The organism is Paraburkholderia sp. GAS41, assembly GCF_050436545.1.
In the GTDB taxonomy this organism is placed as follows: domain Bacteria; phylum Pseudomonadota; class Gammaproteobacteria; order Burkholderiales; family Burkholderiaceae; genus Paraburkholderia.
In genome coordinates this window covers 169188-189568 of record NZ_JBNDMK010000003.1, presented here as the reverse complement: position 1 = coordinate 189568, position 20381 = coordinate 169188, and the positions used below count along the sequence as shown (strand labels likewise).

Genomic DNA, 20381 nt, shown 5'->3' with positions numbered 1-20381 from the left:
GTGGTCTATACCATCGCGCCTTGTTTGATTCATTGCCCCACCGTCGCATTCAAAAACAAGGATGCATGCACCATGCAACGGGTGCGTTCAACGCCTGGAAAGAAGCCGCTAACACAGTTCGTCCTTGCTACGCTCTGCGCCGCCGGAACACAGATCTCGCATGGGCAGACCACGGGCGATCTCGGCTCGGTGCAAAGCACGGCCGTGTCGTCATCCGATAACAGCGCGCCTGCCGCGAAGAACACGCAGTCGGCCCCCGCGCAGGCACCCTCACAGGGTTCGCTCACAGCCAGCGAGCCGAAATCGGTGATCAGCCAGCGCTACATCCGGGACACCGCGCCGCCGCGGAAAATAATCGCTCGGAGTTCGAAATAACCCAACACTACGGTCTGAGCGGAACGGATCATTGGGATTACGTGGCGTTCGACGCGGTCCGTCATCATCTGTTCATCAGCCGCGATATGCATGTTCAGGTGGTCGATACACGCACCGGAAAACTGTTTGGAGAGGTCGAAAACACAGATGGGGTGCACGGCTTCGCATTCGTGCAGGATCGCAAGCTCGGCTTCATTACCAACGGTCGCGCGAACACCATCACGGTCATCGACCTTGACACGTTGAAGGTCATCGACACGATCAAGGCGGCAGGTCCCGACCCGGACGGCATTCTGTATGTGCCGGCGTTGCAGCGGGTGCTCGTCAGCAATGGACACGATAACAGCGTGAGCGCCATCGACGTGGTAAGCCGCAAGCTTGTCTCGACCATGCCGGTCGGCGGCAAGCCGGAAGCGCTCGCTGCCGATAGCCACGGGCACGTCTTCGTCAATGTGGAGGACAAGGGTGAGATCGTCGAGATGGACGGCAACGCGGGTACGGTACTCGCGCATTGGTCGATTGCGCCGTGTGAGGAGCCGAGTGGTCTGAGCATCGATATTGCGCACGAGCGTCTGTTCACCGTTTGCGCCAACCAGCGCATGATGGTGATCGATTCGACTTCAGGCCGTCAGGTGACGGTGTTGCCGATTGGTGGTCACCCGGATACCGCGGCGTTCGATCCTGCCTTGAAGCTGGCGTTTAGCTCGAATGGCGCGGACGGCACGCTCACCATCGTTCATGAGGACGATGCCGATCACTATACGGTTGTGCAAAACGTGCATACCGCCGAAGGAGCGAAGACGATGGCGCTCGACGCCAAGACACACCGGGTGTATCTGGTTTCGTCGCAATTCGCCCCCGCTGATGCGGCAACGGCCGACAACCCCCATCCTCGCCCCCGGGTGCTGCCGGGTACCTTCGAGGTACTGGTTGCACAGAAAAAATAGCATCCGTCGATTGCGAACAAGCTAGCTGAACGGGTGCCGACAGTCGTTATCGGCACCTCATTCGCACGGACCATTGCCCACTTCACAGTCAGCGCCACGCTTGAGGCGATCGAGCATATCTATGATCTGTTCGAGCATTGGTTGCCGACAATTCGCTGTCTAGACTGTGGTCTGCTCCACGTCCGATCCTGTCGAAGCATCCATTGTTTCTCACGATCCCCTCTTTTGCGATTCAGGCGATGAATAAAGGCTGAATGGCGTTTCTATTTATTGAGTGTCTATCTTGTCGACCCGCCTGAAACTTCTGTTTTCCATCATTTTGACGACCTGTGCGGCGCAGGCTCATGCTCAAGCGAGCACCACGTTGCCTCTGGAAACTCACGCGGGGTTTTACTCACGAGAAGTCGGGCTGACTCGCGCACTGGATCCGCAAGTGTTCGTTGCAGACGATGGCGCGCCCGCTGGCATAGGACCGCAGGGGATCACCCATGCAGCGGGAATGCGCAATGCGTTCGTGGATGAATCGGACAATCGGGACTTGTTCGACGCGCATGGAGAACCTCTGCACATGACACTGAGCCAATGGCTCGGCGCAACAGGCACGGTGATGTTGTCCCCTCAATCCAACGGCACCGAGAAGATCGATGTTTCTTTAAGCAGACTAAAACCTGGTGCGCTTTATAGCCTGTTCGAAAATCACTTTGAAAAAAATTCGGTCCGGTTTACCCCGCTGGATGGATCAGGCAAGGGGAATTCTTTCAGAGCTGACTCCCAAGGGGCAGCAAACATTCATGTGGTCGCTCCGGCGGTCCTGACGCATGAAAACGCCGTGCTGGTGGTGTTGCACTCTGATGGGATTGCGCATGGTGACAAACGAGGAAATTTAGGCGTTGATGCGCATCACCAGTTGATTGCTCGACTTCCCTGACTGCCGGCACGTTCGCATGCACCCGGGAGCTTCAGGGCGCCGGAGCGAACCACGTCGTCCATACCTTGCATCCTCTCTTGCACGCTTTGACCCCTGTTTGAATCATCTGGCATCTGAAATAGCGTTTCAATGACTCATAAAATATCGCTATTTTGATACCTATCGTCCCAAATATGGACTACTATTCTGAGACAAATGCCAGAAAAGGGGCGGCCGTGTCTTCAGTGAGAGATGATCTGACGCAGAATCGTTACCGGAGCGGCGAGGCGGCGCGGCTGGCAAAGATGCCCGTTACCACCCTGCGTATCTGGGAGCGCCGGTATGGCGTAGTGGCGCCGCCGAAAACCGAATCGGGGCAGCGCCTCTATTCGGAAGACGACGTGCGCAGGCTGTCGCTGCTGAAGGGTCTCGTGCAACGCGGTCGGCCAATCGGCACGATCGCAAAACTGGATCGAGCCCAGCTCGAACAACTCGCGCAGGGTCGGTCTGATCGGGAATTTGCGCGCCTGGCCTCCGGCTCGGCGCCGCTAACCGTGGGCCTCACGCTCGCGGTTGTCGGTGAGCCGCTGGTGCTGCGCCTCGACGAGGAAGACGTGGACCCCGCTAAAGCCGGTCTGGTCAATGTAACGCGCTTTGCAAGTCTGGACGAAGCCACCTCGCATATCGCCATCGAGCCGGCGGATCTTCTTTTGATCACTGCCACGTCGCTGCACGAAGACGTGGCCTCGCAAATCCTGAGTCTGGGCGAAACGTGTCAGGCGAAGGCAATCGCGGTGATTTATGGGTTCGGCACCGGTCGGGCCATCGAGATGCTGCGACTGTCAGGCGCACGGCTGTATCGCGAGCCCGACAGCCGTATCGAGTTGCGGCACGTACTCGAAGAACTGGTTCGGACTGCGCAGGATTGGGGCGTAGCGTCGCAGGACGGTCTATGGTTGCGTGCGGCGCGCCGCTTCGACGACCGGACGCTGAACGAAATGGTCGCGCGCTCGTCGACCATCGCGTGCGAGTGCCCGCGGCACCTTGCTGAACTTATCATGAAGCTTTCCACATTCGAGAAGTACAGCGACGAGTGTGGATCACGCTCAGTGGAAGACGCCTTGCTGCACCGGAACCTGGGCGACGTGGCGAACCGCGCGCTCGCGATGTTCGAGTCCGCCCTTGCGTGTATCGCACAAGAAGAGGGGCTTCTATAGGAGAGACGATGGCTGACCTGATTGCACGGAAGCAGCGCCGTACTTTGGCGATTACCGCAACGGTCCTGGGGATCTGCACGCTCGGTCTGTTGGCGGCGTGCGCATCGCTCGCTGGCGGCAAGAGCGGCAATGCGAATGTGCCGCAGCCGGCGAGACCCGTTGATCTGGATCGCTACGCAGGCCGCTGGTATGAGTTTGCGCGCTATGAAAACAGCTTCGAAAAGGGCTGCGAGAGCGTTACCGCCGAGTACGCGAAACGCAGCGACGGACTGATCTCCGTAACGAACCGTTGCCACGACGGCGGTGTAGACGGGCCACCACGCGTTTCAGAGGGGCGCGCGAAGATCGTACCCGAGTCGGCAAACGCCAAACTCAAGGTCTCGTTCTTCGGTCCATTTTATCTGGGTAATTACTGGGTGCTAGATCACGCGGACGACTATAGCTGGTCGATCGTAGGGGAGCCCAGTGGACGCTATCTCTGGATTCTCACGCGTGTCGAGCAGCCCGCCTCTGCATTGCGAGACCAATTGATCAACCGCGTTGCGGCGCTCGGCTACGATATATCGATGCTAAGGAAAACGCAGCATTAGAGTGACACGCATGTGAGTTTGGTGCGTGTAATAAACCTCTGCCCGGCAACGAGGTTTATGCTGCCGGGTTCAGGTTGAAATAGACGTTCGCGTGTGACTGCCTCAATCATCGGTAAGCAGTTTCAGCGCTAGCGGATTGGTTGCCGCAGTTTTGATCGCGCCAATCGCGGCCGCCGTATAGTTCGTGCCGGCGGTCAGGTTGACGGTTGCCGCGATCGCGGTGGTGGTTGTACCCGCAACGTTCACCTGAATGGCATAGGTACCGGCGGGCACGGTCAGATAATTGCTGATGGTGCCGAACGGTACATTCGATAGCACGACCTGGCCATTGGCGAGAATGTCGACGGGCCCTGCGTCCGGTGAGGCGTGAATGACCCTCAATCCCACTTCTCCATTGGGCGGCGCCGAGGAGGCGTCGGTGGCGAGAAGCGCTTCAATATTGGCGACGAAGTTAGCCGCGATCGCTGTATAGGCGCCGCCGACCGCCAGCGTCGGCGATACGTTGATGACCGTCGTAGTGGTGCCCGCAACATTGACCTTGATCTGATGCGTTCCCGGCGAGAGGGAGAGGTAGGACGAAAGCGTCGGGTAGGGCACGTTCGAGAGAACTTTCACTGAATCGACATAGACATCGACGTTGGGCGCATCCGGCGACGCATGCAGCACTCTCAACTGGGCAGTTTGAACCGTGACGTTATCGCCGCCGCCGCACGCAGCAATCAGTAAAATGCAGAGCGAGGCGAGCACGCCTCTCAGGGTTCGGATCATGTTTGTCTCCTGTGTCCAGAATGTGGACGTGTCAATACCCCCAATGGATTTTATGCTTATAGAAAAGGCGTAATTCCGTTTCAAAACCGATGCATGTCTTGCAAGAACATGAATATGTTGGTTCGTTTAAATACGGATTATAGGAGACGTTTTTAAATTTCGCTGTCCGAATGAATTGGATTTTTGTGTGCGATGTCGTGGGCTAAGTGTCGAAGATACCGCTTCGCGATGATGACGGAAAAGTGGGCGAAGGAAATACCGCGTTGTTCATCGTGCCGCGTTAGATACAGAGCGAAGTGAAACGCGTTTGTCGCCATTGTTTATAACGGAGCTGTGGATTTGAACTACAGTGACGGCTAGCGAGTCCATCCAGAATGCGGCATTCAGACGGACAACGGCTCCCGGAGGGCGATTGAACTCATCAACTCGTACGAATGCGGCGCCCGCCCGGGCGCCGCGCCCACGTCGTGTGCCGAAGACCCGGGAGCAGCAGGCGCGGGTCGAGGCACGTGCGGCCGAGGCTTTCCATTCGGCACCGTTGCGCTCTGACCTGGCAACGTCGAGCGAACCGTTCGCGACACGCCTTCAACACTGGTTCGACACCCGCGGCTGGCAACCCTTCGATTTCCAGCGCAACACGTGGCAGGGCATTGCGCGAGGCGACAGCGGTCTGTTGCACGCGACGACCGGCTCGGGCAAGACGTGGGCGCTCTGGTTCGGTGTGCTAGACGCCTTCGCTGACCATCCTGTGAAGAGCGATGTTCCTCAGCCCGATCCGTTGACGGTGCTGTGGCTCACGCCGATGCGGGCGCTGGCCGCCGATACCGCCCGCGCGTTGCAATCGTCCGCTATCGATCTCGCCGTACCGTGGACGGTCGGCCTTCGCACCGGCGATACCGGATCCACCGAACGCGCCCGCCAGAACAGGCGCATGCCGTCGGCGCTCGTGACCACGCCCGAAAGCCTGTCGCTAATGCTGACGCGAACGCACGCGCGCGATGAACTTGCGCATGTGCGTCTCGTCGTCGTAGATGAGTGGCATGAACTGGTCGGCAACAAGCGCGGCACACAAACCCAACTCGCGCTGGCGCGGCTCGCACACTGGCGGAACGATCTGCAAATATGGGGTTTGTCGGCAACACTCGGCAATACCGCGTTCGCGGCCGAGGTATTGCTCGCGTCCGCCAGAACGCCGCGTACCTTGCTACAGGGCGCACAACCGAAAACGCTAGTCGTCGATACGTTGATTCCAGACACCATCGAACGCTTTCCATGGGCCGGTCATCTGGGCACGCGTCAAGTGGAACGCGTCGCCGGGGAAATCGATACTGCGGGCACTTCGCTGGTGTTTACCAACACGCGTTCGCAGTCCGAAATCTGGTATCGCGCATTGCTCGAAGCGCGTCCGCAATGGGCCGGGCTAATTGCGTTGCATCATGGGTCGCTTGACCACGATGTGCGCGAATGGGTCGAAAACTGGCTGAAGAATGGCACGCTGAAAGTGGTCGTGTGTACGTCGAGCCTCGATCTCGGCGTCGATTTCCTGCCGGTCGAACGGGTGTTCCAGATCGGCTCGCCGAAGGGCATCGCACGGCTGATGCAGCGCGCGGGGCGTTCCGGCCACGCACCGGGTCGCGTGTCGCGCGTGACGATCGTGCCGACTCACGCACTCGAACTGGTCGAAGCCGCCGCCGCGCGCCGCGCGGTTCAGGCGCGGCAGATCGAAAGCCGCGAGGTTCCCCGCAAGCCCGTGGACGTACTGGTTCAGCATCTGGTGACGATCGCGATCGGGGGCGGCTTTACGGGAGATGACATGTTCCAGGAGGTCTGCAGCGCGTATGCGTATCGCGAGCTGACACGTGCGGAATTCGACTGGGCCATTGCGTTCGTCGAACGTGGCGGCATGTCGCTGACCGCCTACCCGGATTTTCACCGCGTGGTGCGCGATGACGACGGCGTGTACCGCGTGCCACGTGCGGACCTCGTGCGGCGTCATCGGAACAACATTGGCACGATCGTCGCCAACGGGACGATGCAGGTGGCCTTCGTGCACGGTTCTCGGATCGGCATGATGGAAGAGGCGTTTATTTCGCGGCTGAAACCGGGCGACATATTCACGTTTGGCGGACGCGCACTCGAACTGGTGCGTGTGCGCGAAATGACCGCATACGTCAAACGTGCCGTCTCGACGCGTGGTGCGATGCCCCGCTGGGCGGGCAGCCGCATGCCCTTGTCGACGGAACTGGCGGACGCGATGCTTGCGATGCTGGCCGAAGCCGGACACGACACCTACATGGAGCCTGAAATGCAAGCGGTGCGCCCGCTGCTCGAATTGCAGCGCAAGTGGTCGGCCTTGCCTGAGCCCGGCACGCTGGTAGTCGAAATGTTGCGCACGCGCGAGGGCCATCATCTGTTCTGCTACGCGTTTGCGGGACGCACCGTCCATATCGGTCTCGGCGCGTTGCTCGCCTGGCGCGCGGCGCGTGATCGCCCCGGGACGTTCTCGATTGCCATCAACGACTACGGCTTCGAGTTGCTGTCCGCGCAGCCATTCGATTGGCCGGCGCTGTTCGAAAGCGCCATCCTGTCGCCGGATGGGCTCGAGCAGGATCTGTACGCCAGCCTGAACGCCTCTGAACTCGCCATGCGGCGCTTTCGCGAGATTGCACGCATCGCCGGACTCGTTTACGAGGGGAACCCGGGCCAGCATAAAAGCGCACGTCAATTGCAGGCGTCGAGCGGTTTGTTCTACGAAGTATTGCGTCGGCATGACAGCGGTAACCTGCTGCTCGCACAAGCCGATACTGAAGTGATGCTGCAGGAACTCGAAGTCGCGCGCATTGGCGCGGCCTTGCAGCGCATGGCCGCGAGCCGCATCGTCTTGACGCACCCGAAAAAACCGACACCCTTCGCATTTCCGTTGATCGTCGGAAGAATGCGCGAGAAGCTGAGCACCGAAAAGATTGCCGATCGCGTCGGACGGATGCTGGCTGAACTCGAAAAGGCCGCGCGATGATGGCGAACGCCAGCGGGCCGACCTTGACCGTAGACCTCGACGGCCACCCGCTCGTGCTGTCCGCGCATCGTGCCGCGGTCGATCCGGCGTTGAAGCTGCTGCTGGTTGCCGACGCGCATTTCGGCAAGGACGCCGTGTTTCGCTCGCACGGCATTCCAGTGCCGATCGGTTCCACGTCCGACGACCTGGCGCGGCTCGACGCGTTGATCGCGGCTCACGAACCGCAGCGACTGGTGTTTCTCGGGGACGTGCTGCATGGCGCGCAGTCTCACGCGCCCGAGGTCCTGCAAGCCTTGCATGCGTGGCGGGCGCGGCATCGCAAGATGCGGATCACGATCGTCGAAGGCAATCACGACCGTCACGCCGGCTTGCCACCCGTCTCGCTCGATTACGACGTCGTCTATGAGCCGTGGCGGATCGGTCCGTGGGCACTGTGCCACTATCCGCAGACTGTGGCGGGCGCCTATGCGCTTGCCGGTCACGAACACCCGGTGTATCGACTCGCAACGCGGATCGACTCGGTACGCTTGCCATGCTTCCGGTTTGGCAATTGCGCGGGGGTATTGCCGGCGTTCGGAAGTTTTACCGGTGGTCACGTTGTCAATGAAGGCGCAAGCGACGACGCAGTGTTCGTCGTGGCCGAGGGCAGCGTGCTGAGTGTGAAATAACGCTGCCCAATGCGGATCTAACGTGTTCTACCTGTTTCGTAGAGCAGATTGATCCGCCACGGAAGGGCGGATGCCATGAAGTTACAGATACTCGAGATTGCCGTCGACGCTCATGGCCTGACCAGAAATGTTCTGACCTGCGGGCGAAGCCAGAAACAAGGCCATGGCTGCGACGTCATCCATGGTCACCATGCGGCGCAGCGAGATTTTCTTGAGGTATTCATCCTTCATCGTCTCAAACGAAACGCCGAGGGACTCGGCACGGGCCGCAATCACACGGGTCATACGTTCCCCTTCGACTGTTCCGGGCAGGATGGCATTGACACGGATGTTGCTCGGTCCCAGTTCGACAGCCAAAGATTTAACCAGCCCGACGATAGCCCACTTGGTCGCCGCGTAAGGCGTACGGAAGGCGTAGCCGAGACGTCCTGCAACGGATGACATGGCGATGATGCTGGGACTATCGGACGTCTCCTTGAGTACCGGTATCGCCTTCCTCAGGAAGTAGAACTGACTATTCAGGTTGGTGGAGACGGTTTGCTCCCACTGGGCAGGATCGAGATCTTCCACCGGCCCTGTGGGACCGGCGATGCCCGCGTTGTTGACCAGAATGTCGAGTCCACCGAGTTTCGCGCGCGCGTCATCAATGACCCTGTCGACCTGGTCGCGATCGGCGACATCCGCCACGGTAGCGTGAAGATGGGCGTGTCTGGACTTGATGCTCTCGACAGCGGAGGGATTGACGTCGCAGACGTAGACCTTGGCGTCGACCTGAAGAAACGCTTCAGCAATCGCGGCGCCAATCCCTGTTGCTGCGCCGGACACCAGGACGCGCAGGCCGGGTCGGGGTTTCAGAAGTTCAAAAGTGTTCACAGTGGGTTTCCATCAAGTTAGAGAGTGCCGCCTGCAAGGACGATTGGCCTGGAACACAGTGTGCCAGCCGCAGGCGGGTCCCGCTCAAAGCGTCATGCCGCCGGATGCCTCGATCACCGCACCATTGATGTAGCTGGCCTCGTCGCTGGCGAGAAAGGCGTAAATATTGGCTATCTCCTCGGGCTTGCCGAGCCGGCGCAGCGGCACCTGATCGCGCATTTTCGTTAAAACCTCTTCGGGAACGGTCGACAGGATCGGAGTCTCGATGAAGCCCGGCGCGACCGCGTTCACGCGGATACCTTTCGGACCCAGTTCGCGACTCCACGTCTTGGTGAATCCGATCACACCGAACTTCGCGGCAGCATAGTTCGTCTGTCCATAATTGCCGTAGAGTCCCACGACCGAACTCGCATTGAGTATCACGCCGGCGCCTTGCTCCACCATGATGTCCACGACTGCCTGGGCGACGTGAAAGACGCCGCGAAGATTGACGTCGATCACGTCGTCGAACTGTTTCAACGTCATTTTCTGGAGGCGGGCATCCTTCGTGATACCGGCATTGTTCACCAGGATATCGATTCGCTGGAATTTCCTGAGTACGGTCAACACCATCTCGGTGACCGATTCGCGGTTGGCGACGTCAGTGACGAAACCCTCGGCAGTCGCGCCCGTCTTGCGGCATGCATCCACGACACGCGCAACAGCATCCGGGTTCAGGTCACACACAGCCAGCACGGCACCTTCGCGCGCGAATTTCAATGCCGTGGCCTCGCCGATACCTTGACCCGCCCCCGTGACGATGGCCACCTTGTCTTTCAAACGCATGAGTCTGTTTTCCACATTGAGATGATGAGATCACGACGCAGGTCGTGTGATGCCTGTTTTCCGGATCACGCCGGCTCGAGGCCGTTGGAGGCGATGTGACGATTTTCCGCACGAATGGCTTTAGCCAGCAGCGGGACGAGGAGCAGGCCCAGAATCGCCGCGCCCACAACGACGTTGAATCCGGAATCGCTGCGGCCTGAAACGCTTTCCATCAAGCCGAACAGATACGGACCCACGAACCCGCCCAGCAATCCAATCGTATTGATGAAGGCGAGACCGGCGGCCGCCTGAACGCCCTGCAGTCGCTTCATGGCGACCGCCCAGTAGGAGGGCAGCACACCGCCGGCGAAAAAACCGGTGACGACCAGCAGAATGAGTTGAAACACCTGATCGTGCGTGGAGATGAAGAGGCACGCACAGATCACTAGCCCCAAGGTCAACGCCCCCAGATAGGCGCAGTCGCGGTCGATGCGACGATGGATGCGCGGCAGCACCAGCACACCAATCAGGAAGCCAATACCGACGCTGCTGGAGAGAAACCCAACGACCACGGGTGAGCTCACATGCATTTGCCGGACAATCGCAGGCGTGAAAAAGTAGAGACCGACGAAAGCAACCTGATTCAGGAAGTAGATAAGACTGATCAGCACGGTGGTCGGACGCTTGAGCGCGGCCACCCAGTTGGCGGAAGACAGCTCAGATTGACCATGCGTGTCGATGACGGCATGGGTTTCGAGTGCCTGGATTTCCTGCGCTGACAGCCACCTGGCGTTGCGCGGACGCTCGGGCAGTTTGAAATACAGAACGATCCCCATGAGGATGGTGGGAATGCCTTCGAGCAGAAACATCCACTGCCAGCCATGCAGCGTTGCCGCACCATTCAGTTGCATCAGGCCAGCCCCGAGCGGATTGCCGATGATGAGCGCCACGGCCGGTGCCGTATAAATCCAGCCGACTGCGACGGGTTTGTCCTTGGGCGCAAACCAGAGCGTGACCATATACATGAGCGCCGGGAATAGCCCCGCTTCGGCCGTGCCGAGAAGCACGCGAAGCAGATAGAACGACCATGGCCCTTGCACGAACATCATGGCGGCGGACAGCACCCCCCACGTCACGGCAATGCGTGCTATCCAGATACGCGGCCCGAATCGATGGGCTGCAAGGTTGCTCGGCACTTCGAGCAACGCATAGCCAATGAAGAAAATCCCGGCGCCGAGTCCATAGGAGGCGGCGCTGATACCGAGATCCACCGCTAACTGGGCCTTGGCCAGTGCCACGTTGGTACGATCGATGAACGACAGGAAATAGATTGCGCACATCAACGGGATGAGCCGTAATATCGCCTTGCGTGTCGCAAGGCGGTGGGTCTCTCCCAGGTTGATATCAGCGGGGATGGTTGCCATGGTGTCTCCTGCCTGTAGGTGATGTCTCTGTTATGGCAACGCGCGCCGGCAAATCCATTGCAGGCGCGCGTCGCCTATGAGCCGTTTTTTCCGCAACGAACGGGATATGCCTGAACGACGGTGCCGTGCACGTTTCACAGGGAGATGTTGTCGGCGCCCTTGAGCCCGAGCATGGCTCGAGCATCAGCGGGAGACGCAATGTCGAACGAGAGCTCTTCGAGAATCCGGCGAATCTTTCGAACCTGCTCCGCGTTGGTTTGCGCCTTCTTGCCCTTGGATAGATAGACGCTGTCTTCCAGTCCGACGCGGACATTGCCACCCATGATTGCGCCCATCGTCACGAGCGGCATCTGATGGCGGCCGGCGCCGAGCACGGAAAAGTGATAGTTTTCGCGGCCAAACAGGCGGTCAGCGGTCGAGCGCATGACGGACATGTTTTCTGGATCCGCCCCGAGGCCGCCGAGTATGCCGAACACGGACTGAATAAAGAACGGCGGTTTGACGAGATGCTGATCGACGAAATGGGCAAGGCTATACAGATGCCCCACGTCGTAGCATTCGAATTCAAACCGCGTTCCGTAGTCGTGGAACTCGGTAAGAATGTTGCGGATGTCTTTAAAGGTGTTCTTGAAGACCATGTCTTCCATCCCTTCGAGATACGCTTTTTCCCACTCATATCTCCACGACGGAATCTTCGCGGCGAGCGGGTGAAGGGAAAAATTCATGGAGCCCATGTTCAACGAACACATCTCCGGCCGTACAAGACGCGCATAGGCGAGCCGCTCGTCGAGCGTCATGCGGGTACTGCCGCCCGTCGAGATATTGATGACGGCGTCGGTTTGTTCGGCGATAGCGGGAACGAACTGTTTGAAGATCTCGGGACTGGGCGTCGGCCGACCGTCTTCCGGATTGCGCGCATGCAGATGCAGGATAGCCGCGCCGGCTTCTGCCGCTTCAATTGCTTGAGCCTGGATATCCGCCGGCGTAATGGGCAGGTATTCCGACATCGAGGGCACGTGCGCGGAACCCGTGACGGCGCAGGAGATGATGACTTTACGGCTCTGACTACTCATTGGATGCTTCCTTTATTGCTCGACGAAACCCGCGACGGCGACAGGCGCGATTCCTCCGGCGTCATCCACCTGGTGGCTTGCGCATGCAAAGCAGCACGGAAGGGAATGCGGGTCACGGTGTCTCCGACGTCTTGCTGGGCGGCCAGTGCCAGCCCCTCTCTTGTGATATCGATACTAGTCGGATACGATCGCTGCCGTAAGGTCAATTTCGGACAGTTGAGTGTCCATCCGGGACAATCTGAGGAGACGCCGTGTTGTCCAGATATCCGCTGCTCAACGAGCGCATTCATGCTCCGTACAAAATCGCCGCCTTGGTCGAGGTGCTGGCGGAGGAGGGGATTCCGCCCGTCGCCAGCCTGAAAGGCAGCGGCATCGACGTTGACGAGCTATACAGCGCCTCGGTTCTGACCTCGGTACGGCAGTACGCGACTGTGTGCAAGAACGCGATGGCACTGAGCCGTGACCCCGCCACGCCGTTCAAGGTCGGGTCACGTCTGCATCTCGCGGCCTACGGCATGTACGGCTATGCACTGATGTCGTGTCTCTCGCTTCGGGATTACTTCCGGCTTGGCGTGAAATATCACCAGCTGGCGACGCCCACGCTCACCATCGTGTGGACCGAGTATCCTGACCGGGCCGTCTGGACCTTTCCGGATGCATTTATCTCCAGTCCATCGCGCGAGCTGGGGCAATTTTTGATCGAGCAGCAATTCACCCAGCACGTTACGCATCTTCAGGATGTCGCGGGACATAGCTGTCCGCCGGTAAAGGCCTGTTTTTCGTATGCGGCTCCGTCCTACGCCGGCCTTTATCCGAAGTTTCTCGGCTGCCCCTGCTACTTCGATCAGGAACAGTGCGAACTCGTCTACGACAGCGTGATCCTCGAGCAGGAACCCCAACTGGCGCACCGACATTCGGCGGCGATGATTCAGGAGATGTGCGACCGGCTCATCGGTCAGGCAAAGACGTCGACGGGCGCATCCGGCGAGGTGTATCAGGTACTGATGCGAAAACCCGGCGAGTTCCCGAGCATGGAGGTGGTAGCCGAGGTCCTGAAGATGACGAGCCGTACCCTGCGGCGCCGTCTCGAGGCCGAGGGTACGTCGTTTGTTGCGATCGTCGACGACGTGCGGTGTTCGCTCGCCACCGAGTATCTGCGAACCACGAAGATGAGCACGGAAGACATCGCCATGCTGCTCGGATTCAGCGACGCCGCGAATTTCCGCCGGGCGCTGAAGCGATGGACAGGTAAGGGCCCGGGCGATTTTCGTCACTGAGGCCGCGTCACCCGCGTCACCCGCGTCACCCGCGTCGACATTTCGCGACCGCCAATCGCGTATCGGCAGCGTAGCCGCGACACTGCCCGGCGCTTCCTGCGAAGCCTCCCCTCTACATCGTCAAAATGATCTTCCCGACATTGGCAGACGATTCCATGCGCCGATGTGCGTCGGCGGCGCGCGCCAGCTCGAAGGTGGTGTCGACCACCGGTTCGAGACGGGCCCCGCTTGCAAACCGGTCGAGCCAATGTTCGCGGAAACGGCGCACCATGGCGTGCTTGTCCTCCTGGGGACGCGATTTCATCACGGTTCCCATGATCTGCAGATGGCGATAAAGGATCTGCTCCAGTTCCACGCTGACATTGCCGCCGCCGCCGAGGATGCCGACCTGGACAAGCCGTCCGCCGTGGGCGAGCGAAGCGATATTGCGCGCGAAATACGGTGCGCCGACGAAATCGATCACGACGTCGACGCCGCGCCCATTCGTCTCCTTCGCTACGATCTCGGCGAAATCCTGGGTGCGATAGTCGATCGTCACATCCGCGCCGAGTTGCGACACGCGTGCGAGCTTGGTGGCTTCGGCGGTGGCGAAAACCGCTGCGCCGGTCGCTTTGGCTAGCTGCACGGCAGCCGAACCCACTCCGCCTGCCGCCGCGTGAATCAGCACCGAATTGCCGTGTGTGAGGCGACCCAGATGCAGCATGGCCTCGTGAGCCGTGACGAACACTTCGGGAATCGCTGCGGCGTGCACGTAATCGAGTGCCGCGGGAACGGGCATCGCCATGCGATAGTCGATACGCGCGATCTCCGCATACGCGCCGCCGCCTACCACGCCCATCACGCGGTCGCCTGCCTTGAATCCGCGGGTTTCACTGCCGGTTTCGATGACTTCGCCGGCGATTTCGAGGCCCATGATGGTCGAGTCGCCGAAGTTGGGCCGGCCATAACCACCGCGGCGATGCGTGAGATCGGCGCGATTCACGCCGGCTGCGTACACGCGTACCAGAAGATCCGTCGGGCGCAGTTCGGGCGCGGGTGATTCGGTGAGCTGAAGGACGTCGGCTGCGCCGAAATCGTCGAATGTGATGGCTTTCATGCTTGTGCTTCCTTTGTTTCGTTAAACGTAGCTTGAGCGACCGCCGAAGCCGAGATGGCGGCCGGAAAGCCGGCATAGAACGCGAGATGCGTGATCGCCGCCGCGAGTTCGTCGCGCGTGACACCGTTGGCGAGCGCGCGGCGCAGGTGCGAAGGCAACTCGTCGAGATGGCCGCCCGCGATCAGCGCGGCCACGGTGATCAGGCTGCGCTCGCGTGGTGCCAGCGCCGGGTCGCTCCAGATCTGCGGATACAGCGTGTCGTCGACGAATGCGGCGAGCTTCGGGGTGAATGCGCGGGCGGCTTCGCGCGGGCTGCTGAAGTTTGCGTGGGACATGATCCTCTCCGTTTCAGATCTGGCTGATGAACTTGTTGGTGAGATAGAACCCGATACCTTCGGTCCCGCCTTCCGAACCATGACCGCTTTCCTTCATGCCGCCGAACGGCAGCTCCGTCGAGACAATGCGGTACTGGTTGATGCCGATCATGCCGGCTTCGAGTCCGTCCGCCACATCGATCGCCGTGCGCGCATTGCTCGTGAAAGCGTAGGCCGACAGACCATAAGGGAGCCGGTTCGCTTCGGCGAGCCCGTCGGCGAGCGTGTCGAACGGCATCAGCACGGCGATCGGACCGAAGGGTTCTTCGTGCATGACGCGGGCGTCCATCGGGACGTCGGCTAGCACGGTGGGTTCGAAGAAGAAGCCGTCGCCTTCGATGCGCTTGCCGCCCGTAAGCACGCGCGCTCCACGCGCGACCGCGTCGGCCACCAGTTCTTCCATCTTCGCGAGTTGGCGCGGGTTGGCGAGCGGGCCGACCTGCGTGCCCGGCTGCATGCCGTCACCCACCTTCAGCGCGCGCGCCGCGTCCACGAAATACTGGACGAATGCCTTATAGGCGTCGCGTTGGATCAGAAAACGCGTCGACGAGATACAGACCTGGCCAGTGCCGCGAAACCGGTTGGCGGCGCCTTCGACGGCGGCCTTCTGCACGTCGGCGTCGTCGAACACGAGGACGGGACCGTGACCGCCGAGTTCGAGCGTGATGGGCTTGACGCCTTCCGATGCGCGCGCCGAGAGCAGACGCCCAATCGGAACCGAGCCCGTGAAGGTCACCTTGCGGATGATCGGCGAGGCGATCAGGTGCCTCGAAACGTCATCCGGCACGCCGAACACGACCTGTAATACGCCCTTGGGCAGACCTGCATCATCGAGAGCGCGCGCCAGGGCGAGCGCCGTAGCGGGACTTTCCTCGCCCGGCTTGAGGACGACGCTGCAGCCCGCCGCCAGCGCGGCGGAGAGCTTGCGAGCCGGCGTGATGGCGGGAAAGTTCCAGGGTGTGAAGGCGGCAACCGGTCCGATCGCCTGGCGCTTCACGAGCTGCTGCACGCCGGGACGGTTCGACGGCACGACGCGACCGTCGATGCGACGCGCTTCTTCGGCGAACCATTCGAAGTAGTCGGCGGCCCGCAGCACTTCGTCGTTGCTTTCAGCGAGCGGCTTGCCTTCCTCGAGCGTCATGAGCGTGGCGATGTGGGCAGCGCGCTCGCGCATGAGGTCGGCGGCGCGTTTGAGAATGCGCGCGCGCTTGGCCGGTACGGTATGGCGCCAGACTTCGAAGGCACGCTGCGCGACGTGGAGCGCGTGGTCCAGATCGGCTGCGGTGGCGAGCGGCACGCGGCCGAGTTCACGCTGCGTGGCGGGATTGACGACGGCGGCGGTGGCGCGGCCGTCGGCTTCGAGCCATTCGCCGTCGATGAAAAGATAAAGCGAGTCGTACGATGCGTTCATGACTGACCTCCAATTGATGTTCCTGATTTCCCGAAAGACTGTTCTCGATTCGCTGGGTGGAGCCGAGTGGCGGGGTTCGGAACAGAGTCTAGGAGCGCAGCGCGCGTTGATTTAGAGCGGGACGGGGGAAACATTCTTGTTGCCAGCAGCAAAATCGCCAGGCCGGGATGGCTTGCGCCAAAAAGGTGCCAGACTCATCATGCAAGCCAGGGACGCAAAGACCAACGGAAAGCGATCGGGATGGCCTGAATGGACAAGTTCTACAACATGTCGGTGTTTGCGAGAGTCGTCGAGATGGGCAGCTTTACGGCGGTGGCCAATCATCTCGACTCGACGGTGGGAAATGTCTCCCGCGCGGTGTCCGCGCTCGAAGACGCGTTGGACACCCGCCTGTTGCAGCGCTCCACGCGCCGCCTCCTGGTGACCGATGCGGGACGGCGCTTCTACGAGCGCTGCGCGACAATCCTCGCGGATCTTGAACAGGCCGAAGCCGAAGCGCGCGACGCCCTTCTCGAACCGCGCGGCGCATTGCGGGTCCACTCCGTGCCGGGCCTCGGGCGCCAGCTTGTGACGCGGACCGTGCTGGACTTTCGCAGGCAATACCCGCAGGTCGCGGTCGATCTGCTGCTCTCCCAGCGCATGCCGAACCTGCTGGAAGACCAGCTCGACGTCTCGGTGGTGATTGCGAGGACGCTGCCCGACTCGGCTTACGTTAGCCAGAAGATCGGCAGCAGCCATTGTGTGCTGGCCGCTTCGCCTGCCTACCTCGAACGGCATCCGCCGCCCGCCATTCCGGAAGATCTTGCCGACCATGCGTGCGTATTGCTGGCTACGGTGGATTATCCGTCCGACGAATGGCAGCTTGCGAGCACGGCAGCCCATGTGACGTTCCGGCCGCTGGGGCCGAATTTTTGCGTGAACGATATGGAGGCCATGAACCTCGCGTTGCGCGAAGGCGCGGGGATTGGTCTGCTGGCGGGGTTCTCGGCCATCGAAGATCTGCGCAACGGCACGCTCGTGCGTGTACTGCCCGACTATCACACCCATTCGCGCAATGTCTTTGCGCTCTATTCGTCCCGTCAGTTCGTGGATGCCAAGATCAAGCGCTTTGTCGACGCGCTAAGAAACCATGTGGGTGGTGAGCTTGGCGCGCTGGCGCGCGAACTCAACATAGAAACGACCGATGCGGCCTAGCGTGGAATCACGGCGGCCGCGTCGGTCAGTGTTGGCGAGGAAGCGTCAGTCTCTCTCCAGCGAGCGTAGCCGGCGTTCAAGGTCCCCCAGGTCTCGTGCACCCTGCAGGTACTCGTCGTTACGGTGTTGTTCGATGTGTTCGAGCCAGTGGCTAATGTGATCCAAAAGAATGACCAGCATGACAATCTCCATGAAGTGGCTGGTGGGGGACGCCGCCGTTCGACCGCGGCGCGGCGCCTCGATGGTGGTCTGCGGCGCCGATCTGCAACTCAATGGTAGGCAATGGATATGCTTATGTATATTTATTGTTTTTTATCTAATACATTAGCTATTCTGTTGAATGTGCAGGTCTCTTCGGGGGAAACCATCATGGAAGTCGGGCGTCTGCGGGCGTTGCTGGAGCTAGCCCGGTGCGGCACGATGGCGGCAGCCGCCGAAGCCCTGTTCTTGACGCCGTCGGCCGTGTCGCAGCAGATCTCGCAACTGGAAGAGGAGGCGGGTGTCGAACTCACCGAGCGCATTGGCCGCGGCGTGAGGCTGACGAGCGCTGGGCAAGCATTGGTGCGGCACGCGGAGCGGGTCATGGTCGTGCTGGATGAAGCCCGCTCGGAATTGGCGGAGTTGCGCAGCGAGATCGCCGGTGAGCTACGCATCGCGGCGTTTCCGTCGATCGCCTCGGCGGTGCTGCCCGAAACGTTCAAGGCGTTGCAGCAGGCCTATCCACGCCTCGAGATCGTTGTTGAGGAGTTCGATCCGATTGAAGGGCTCACCGCGTTGAAATCGTGGCGCACGGATATTGCCCTGATCGACGATCTTTCGGGCGCGGTGAGCGATAGTCAAAAAAGCGTGGAACTGGTGCCGGTCGCCGAGGATGCGCTCTACGTCGCAGTCGCAGCCGATCATGCCGTGAGCAGAAGGCCGTCAGTGAGCTTGGCGGATCTGCGGAATGAGACCTGGGCCATTGAATCGACGTGGAGCGGTTTCGGCGACATCATCATCAATTTATGCCGGCGCGCCGGCTTCGAGCCTCGGATCAACGCCAAATGCCGTGGATTCGAAATGGTAGGCGCCATGGTGGCCTCCGGCTGCTCGGTGTCGATCGTCCCCGGACTCAGACTGGTGCGGCCGCCGGCCGGCGTGACATGGGTCAAGCTGAGGCCCGAGGTACGCCGCAAGGTCTTCGTCGCTTATCGACTGGGCGAGCGCGATCATCCGACGATCAAAGTGTTCGTCGAGGAAATCGTGCGCACGGCCTCGCGGGTCCTCGGTTAGTCAGATCGGCGACACTCGTACGCCGCTTGCAGGCGCAAGATTACGTCGGACTACGCAGCAACCAGCCTACGGTGTCTGGATCTGCACGACGCTTGCGCTGGCGTTGCCGTCGGGCGCGATAACCAGGTAACGGCGCTTGACCGCCTGGCTGCTTTCGGGGGAGACGATCTGTCGTATCTGTCCGATGGTATCGACGATCGCCGAGCCGGCCGGATTGGTCACGAAATGCGCAAGCGCGTCGGTTTCGTCCAGATATCAGACCCGCGTCATTACGAAATCGAATTGAGAGCGCCAGAGGGTCTCGCCGTCGTCGTTCCGTTCGTAAGGGGCCACCAGTGTCTCCTTCACCCCAAACACGGCATCACGCTTGATGTAGGTATCGTCGCCGACGAAGGTGTGGGTGATGAGATTCTGGAAACCGTCGGCTTTCACGATGAAATGCATGTGCGCCGGACGGTGAGGGCCACGCCCGAGCGCGGCCAGCAACTTGCCAACCGGGCCGTCGTGCGGAATAGGGTAGGACACAGGCTTGATCCCGACGAAGCGATACTTCCCATCCGCCCCGGTGGTGAAAACGCCGCGGTTATTCCACTTTGGCTGGATGTCTGGCTGTTGCACGTCGTAGAAGCCCTCCGCATTATCGGACCAAACGTCAAGGCATGCCGCGGCAACGGGATTTCCCTGCAGATCAATGACAGTACCCTCGAACAGGCAGCTCTCGCCTTTGCCATCGAGCGAAATGCATGCGCCCATTTCACGGCTTGGCGCACCGGACACATGAAACGGCCCTAACACCGTGTTTTCAGTCGCGCCCGGCGGACGACGATTGTTGATCGCATCGACGAGCATCGACACCCCAAGCGTGTCGCTCAACAGGATGAACTCCTGGCGTTCGGTCGTGCAGATCTGACCCGTCCGCGTCAGATAGTCGATTGCAACGTCCCACTCTTGCGGCGTGAGTTGCACGTCCTTCACGAAGGCGTGAAGGTGAGTCACCAGAGAGGTCATGACTTCTCTGATTCGTGCGTCGACGTCCGGGGCAATCCGTGAATTGACTGCGTCAACCGAACTGGATTCTTTAAAGTACGGAAACAT

At 60.5% G+C, this 20381-nt stretch carries 21 protein-coding genes; 10 read left to right on the top strand and 11 right to left on the bottom strand.

Going from position 1 to position 20381, the window contains the following annotated elements; all coding sequences use genetic code 11:
- The 5 genes from P3T43_RS06995 (at position 1) to P3T43_RS06975 (ending at position 4036) form a co-directional block, all read left to right on the top strand.
- Positions 1-375: a hypothetical protein gene (locus P3T43_RS06995; protein WP_429280330.1), complete on the top strand. Its 375-nt coding sequence runs from the start codon at positions 1-3 to the stop codon at positions 373-375.
- Between the two features lie 41 nt (positions 376-416).
- Positions 417-1322, top strand: coding sequence for a hypothetical protein (locus tag P3T43_RS06990; protein ID WP_429280329.1), 906 nt, complete (start codon positions 417-419; stop codon positions 1320-1322).
- Between the two features lie 283 nt (positions 1323-1605).
- Positions 1606-2250 (top strand): hypothetical protein, encoded by a 645-nt coding sequence (locus P3T43_RS06985; protein WP_429280328.1) that lies wholly within the window; start codon positions 1606-1608, stop codon positions 2248-2250.
- Between the two features lie 215 nt (positions 2251-2465).
- Positions 2466-3446 carry a MerR family transcriptional regulator gene (locus tag P3T43_RS06980; RefSeq protein ID WP_429280327.1) on the top strand — a complete coding sequence of 327 codons (981 nt, stop codon included), beginning with the start codon at positions 2466-2468 and terminating at the stop codon, positions 3444-3446.
- A gap of 8 nt (positions 3447-3454) precedes the next feature.
- Positions 3455-4036 (top strand): lipocalin family protein, encoded by a 582-nt coding sequence (locus P3T43_RS06975; protein ID WP_429280326.1) that lies wholly within the window; start codon positions 3455-3457, stop codon positions 4034-4036.
- A 102-nt stretch (positions 4037-4138) separates the two neighbouring features.
- On the opposite strand, the gene P3T43_RS06970 is transcribed toward P3T43_RS06975, so the two are convergent.
- Positions 4139-4783, bottom strand: coding sequence for a DUF4397 domain-containing protein (locus tag P3T43_RS06970; protein WP_429280325.1), 645 nt, complete (start codon positions 4781-4783; stop codon positions 4139-4141).
- A gap of 433 nt (positions 4784-5216) precedes the next feature.
- On the opposite strand from P3T43_RS06970, the gene P3T43_RS06965 reads away from it, so the two are divergent.
- Both P3T43_RS06965 and pdeM read left to right on the top strand, forming a co-directional pair.
- Entirely contained in the window at positions 5217-7820 is a 2604-nt protein-coding gene (locus tag P3T43_RS06965) for a ligase-associated DNA damage response DEXH box helicase (RefSeq protein WP_429280324.1), read from the top strand.
- Positions 7820-8488: a ligase-associated DNA damage response endonuclease PdeM gene (pdeM, locus tag P3T43_RS06960; RefSeq protein WP_429280323.1), complete on the top strand. Its 669-nt coding sequence runs from the start codon at positions 7820-7822 to the stop codon at positions 8486-8488. Before P3T43_RS06965 ends, pdeM begins: the two co-directional genes overlap by 1 nt.
- Before the next feature lie 81 nt (positions 8489-8569).
- On the opposite strand, the gene P3T43_RS06955 is transcribed toward pdeM, so the two are convergent.
- The 4 genes from P3T43_RS06955 to P3T43_RS06940 form a co-directional block, all read right to left on the bottom strand.
- Positions 8570-9361 carry an SDR family oxidoreductase gene (locus P3T43_RS06955; RefSeq protein ID WP_429280322.1) on the bottom strand — a complete coding sequence of 264 codons (792 nt, stop codon included), beginning with the start codon at positions 9359-9361 and terminating at the stop codon, positions 8570-8572.
- Between the two features lie 84 nt (positions 9362-9445).
- The gene (locus P3T43_RS06950) at positions 9446-10186 is read right to left on the bottom strand and encodes a beta-ketoacyl-ACP reductase (protein WP_429280321.1); all 741 of its coding nucleotides are present in this window, start codon (positions 10184-10186) and stop codon (positions 9446-9448) included.
- Positions 10187-10251: 65 nt separating this feature from the next.
- Positions 10252-11589: an MFS transporter gene (locus tag P3T43_RS06945; RefSeq protein WP_429280320.1), complete on the bottom strand. Its 1338-nt coding sequence runs from the start codon at positions 11587-11589 to the stop codon at positions 10252-10254.
- A gap of 134 nt (positions 11590-11723) precedes the next feature.
- Entirely contained in the window at positions 11724-12662 is a 939-nt protein-coding gene (locus P3T43_RS06940; RefSeq protein WP_429280319.1) for a 3-keto-5-aminohexanoate cleavage protein, read from the bottom strand.
- A gap of 251 nt (positions 12663-12913) precedes the next feature.
- Between P3T43_RS06940 and P3T43_RS06935 the strand changes: the two genes are divergently transcribed.
- Entirely contained in the window at positions 12914-13939 is a 1026-nt protein-coding gene (locus tag P3T43_RS06935; RefSeq protein ID WP_429280318.1) for an AraC family transcriptional regulator, read from the top strand.
- A 112-nt stretch (positions 13940-14051) separates the two neighbouring features.
- Here P3T43_RS06935 and P3T43_RS06930 read toward each other — a convergent pair whose 3' ends face one another.
- From P3T43_RS06930 to P3T43_RS06920, 3 genes are read right to left on the bottom strand one after another with little or no spacing between them, the layout of a single operon-like run.
- Positions 14052-15035 (bottom strand): NAD(P)H-quinone oxidoreductase, encoded by a 984-nt coding sequence (locus P3T43_RS06930; RefSeq protein WP_429280317.1) that lies wholly within the window; start codon positions 15033-15035, stop codon positions 14052-14054.
- Positions 15032-15370 (bottom strand): carboxymuconolactone decarboxylase family protein, encoded by a 339-nt coding sequence (locus P3T43_RS06925; RefSeq protein ID WP_429280316.1) that lies wholly within the window; start codon positions 15368-15370, stop codon positions 15032-15034. The genes P3T43_RS06930 and P3T43_RS06925 overlap by 4 nt, the downstream gene beginning before the upstream one ends.
- Before the next feature lie 13 nt (positions 15371-15383).
- On the bottom strand, positions 15384-16820 hold the full coding sequence (locus P3T43_RS06920) for an NAD-dependent succinate-semialdehyde dehydrogenase (RefSeq protein ID WP_429280315.1): 1437 nt from the start codon (positions 16818-16820) through the stop codon (positions 15384-15386).
- A 249-nt stretch (positions 16821-17069) separates the two neighbouring features.
- Here P3T43_RS06920 and P3T43_RS06915 point away from each other — a divergent pair, with 249 nt between their 5' ends.
- On the top strand, positions 17070-18014 hold the full coding sequence (locus P3T43_RS06915) for a LysR family transcriptional regulator (protein ID WP_429280314.1): 945 nt from the start codon (positions 17070-17072) through the stop codon (positions 18012-18014).
- 45 nt (positions 18015-18059) lie between these two features.
- On the opposite strand, the gene P3T43_RS06910 is transcribed toward P3T43_RS06915, so the two are convergent.
- Positions 18060-18194: a DUF3563 family protein gene (locus P3T43_RS06910; protein WP_429280313.1), complete on the bottom strand. Its 135-nt coding sequence runs from the start codon at positions 18192-18194 to the stop codon at positions 18060-18062.
- 189 nt (positions 18195-18383) lie between these two features.
- Between P3T43_RS06910 and P3T43_RS06905 the strand changes: the two genes are divergently transcribed.
- Positions 18384-19286, top strand: a complete 903-nt coding sequence (locus P3T43_RS06905) for a LysR family transcriptional regulator (RefSeq protein WP_429280312.1) — start codon at positions 18384-18386, stop codon at positions 19284-19286.
- Between the two features lie 66 nt (positions 19287-19352).
- Here the strand turns inward: P3T43_RS06905 and P3T43_RS06900 are convergent, their stop codons facing one another.
- Both P3T43_RS06900 and P3T43_RS06895 read right to left on the bottom strand, forming a co-directional pair.
- Positions 19353-19508: a hypothetical protein gene (locus P3T43_RS06900; RefSeq protein WP_429280311.1), complete on the bottom strand. Its 156-nt coding sequence runs from the start codon at positions 19506-19508 to the stop codon at positions 19353-19355.
- A 33-nt stretch (positions 19509-19541) separates the two neighbouring features.
- Positions 19542-20381, bottom strand: coding sequence for a dioxygenase (locus P3T43_RS06895; protein ID WP_429280310.1), 840 nt, complete (start codon positions 20379-20381; stop codon positions 19542-19544).

Bases quoted from the DNA above. Each gene is read 5' to 3' on its own strand.
- P3T43_RS06905 (WP_429280312.1), top strand. From the start codon at position 18,384: ATGGAAGTCGGGCGTCTGCGGGCGTTGCTGGAGCTAGCCCGGTGCGGC.
- pdeM (WP_429280323.1), top strand. From the start codon at position 7,820: ATGGCGAACGCCAGCGGGCCGACCTTGACCGTAGACCTCGACGGCCAC.
- P3T43_RS06925 (WP_429280316.1), bottom strand. From the start codon at position 15,370: ATGTCCCACGCAAACTTCAGCAGCCCGCGCGAAGCCGCCCGCGCATTC.
- P3T43_RS06950 (WP_429280321.1), bottom strand. From the start codon at position 10,186: ATGCGTTTGAAAGACAAGGTGGCCATCGTCACGGGGGCGGGTCAAGGT.
- P3T43_RS06975 (WP_429280326.1), top strand. From the start codon at position 3,455: ATGGCTGACCTGATTGCACGGAAGCAGCGCCGTACTTTGGCGATTACC.
- P3T43_RS06945 (WP_429280320.1), bottom strand. From the start codon at position 11,589: ATGGCAACCATCCCCGCTGATATCAACCTGGGAGAGACCCACCGCCTT.
- P3T43_RS06915 (WP_429280314.1), top strand. From the start codon at position 17,070: ATGGACAAGTTCTACAACATGTCGGTGTTTGCGAGAGTCGTCGAGATG.
- P3T43_RS06920 (WP_429280315.1), bottom strand. From the start codon at position 16,820: ATGAACGCATCGTACGACTCGCTTTATCTTTTCATCGACGGCGAATGG.
- P3T43_RS06940 (WP_429280319.1), bottom strand. From the start codon at position 12,662: ATGAGTAGTCAGAGCCGTAAAGTCATCATCTCCTGCGCCGTCACGGGT.
- P3T43_RS06930 (WP_429280317.1), bottom strand. From the start codon at position 15,035: ATGAAAGCCATCACATTCGACGATTTCGGCGCAGCCGACGTCCTTCAG.
- P3T43_RS06910 (WP_429280313.1), bottom strand. From the start codon at position 18,194: ATGCTGGTCATTCTTTTGGATCACATTAGCCACTGGCTCGAACACATC.
- P3T43_RS06895 (WP_429280310.1), bottom strand. From the start codon at position 20,381: ATGTTTCCGTACTTTAAAGAATCCAGTTCGGTTGACGCAGTCAATTCA.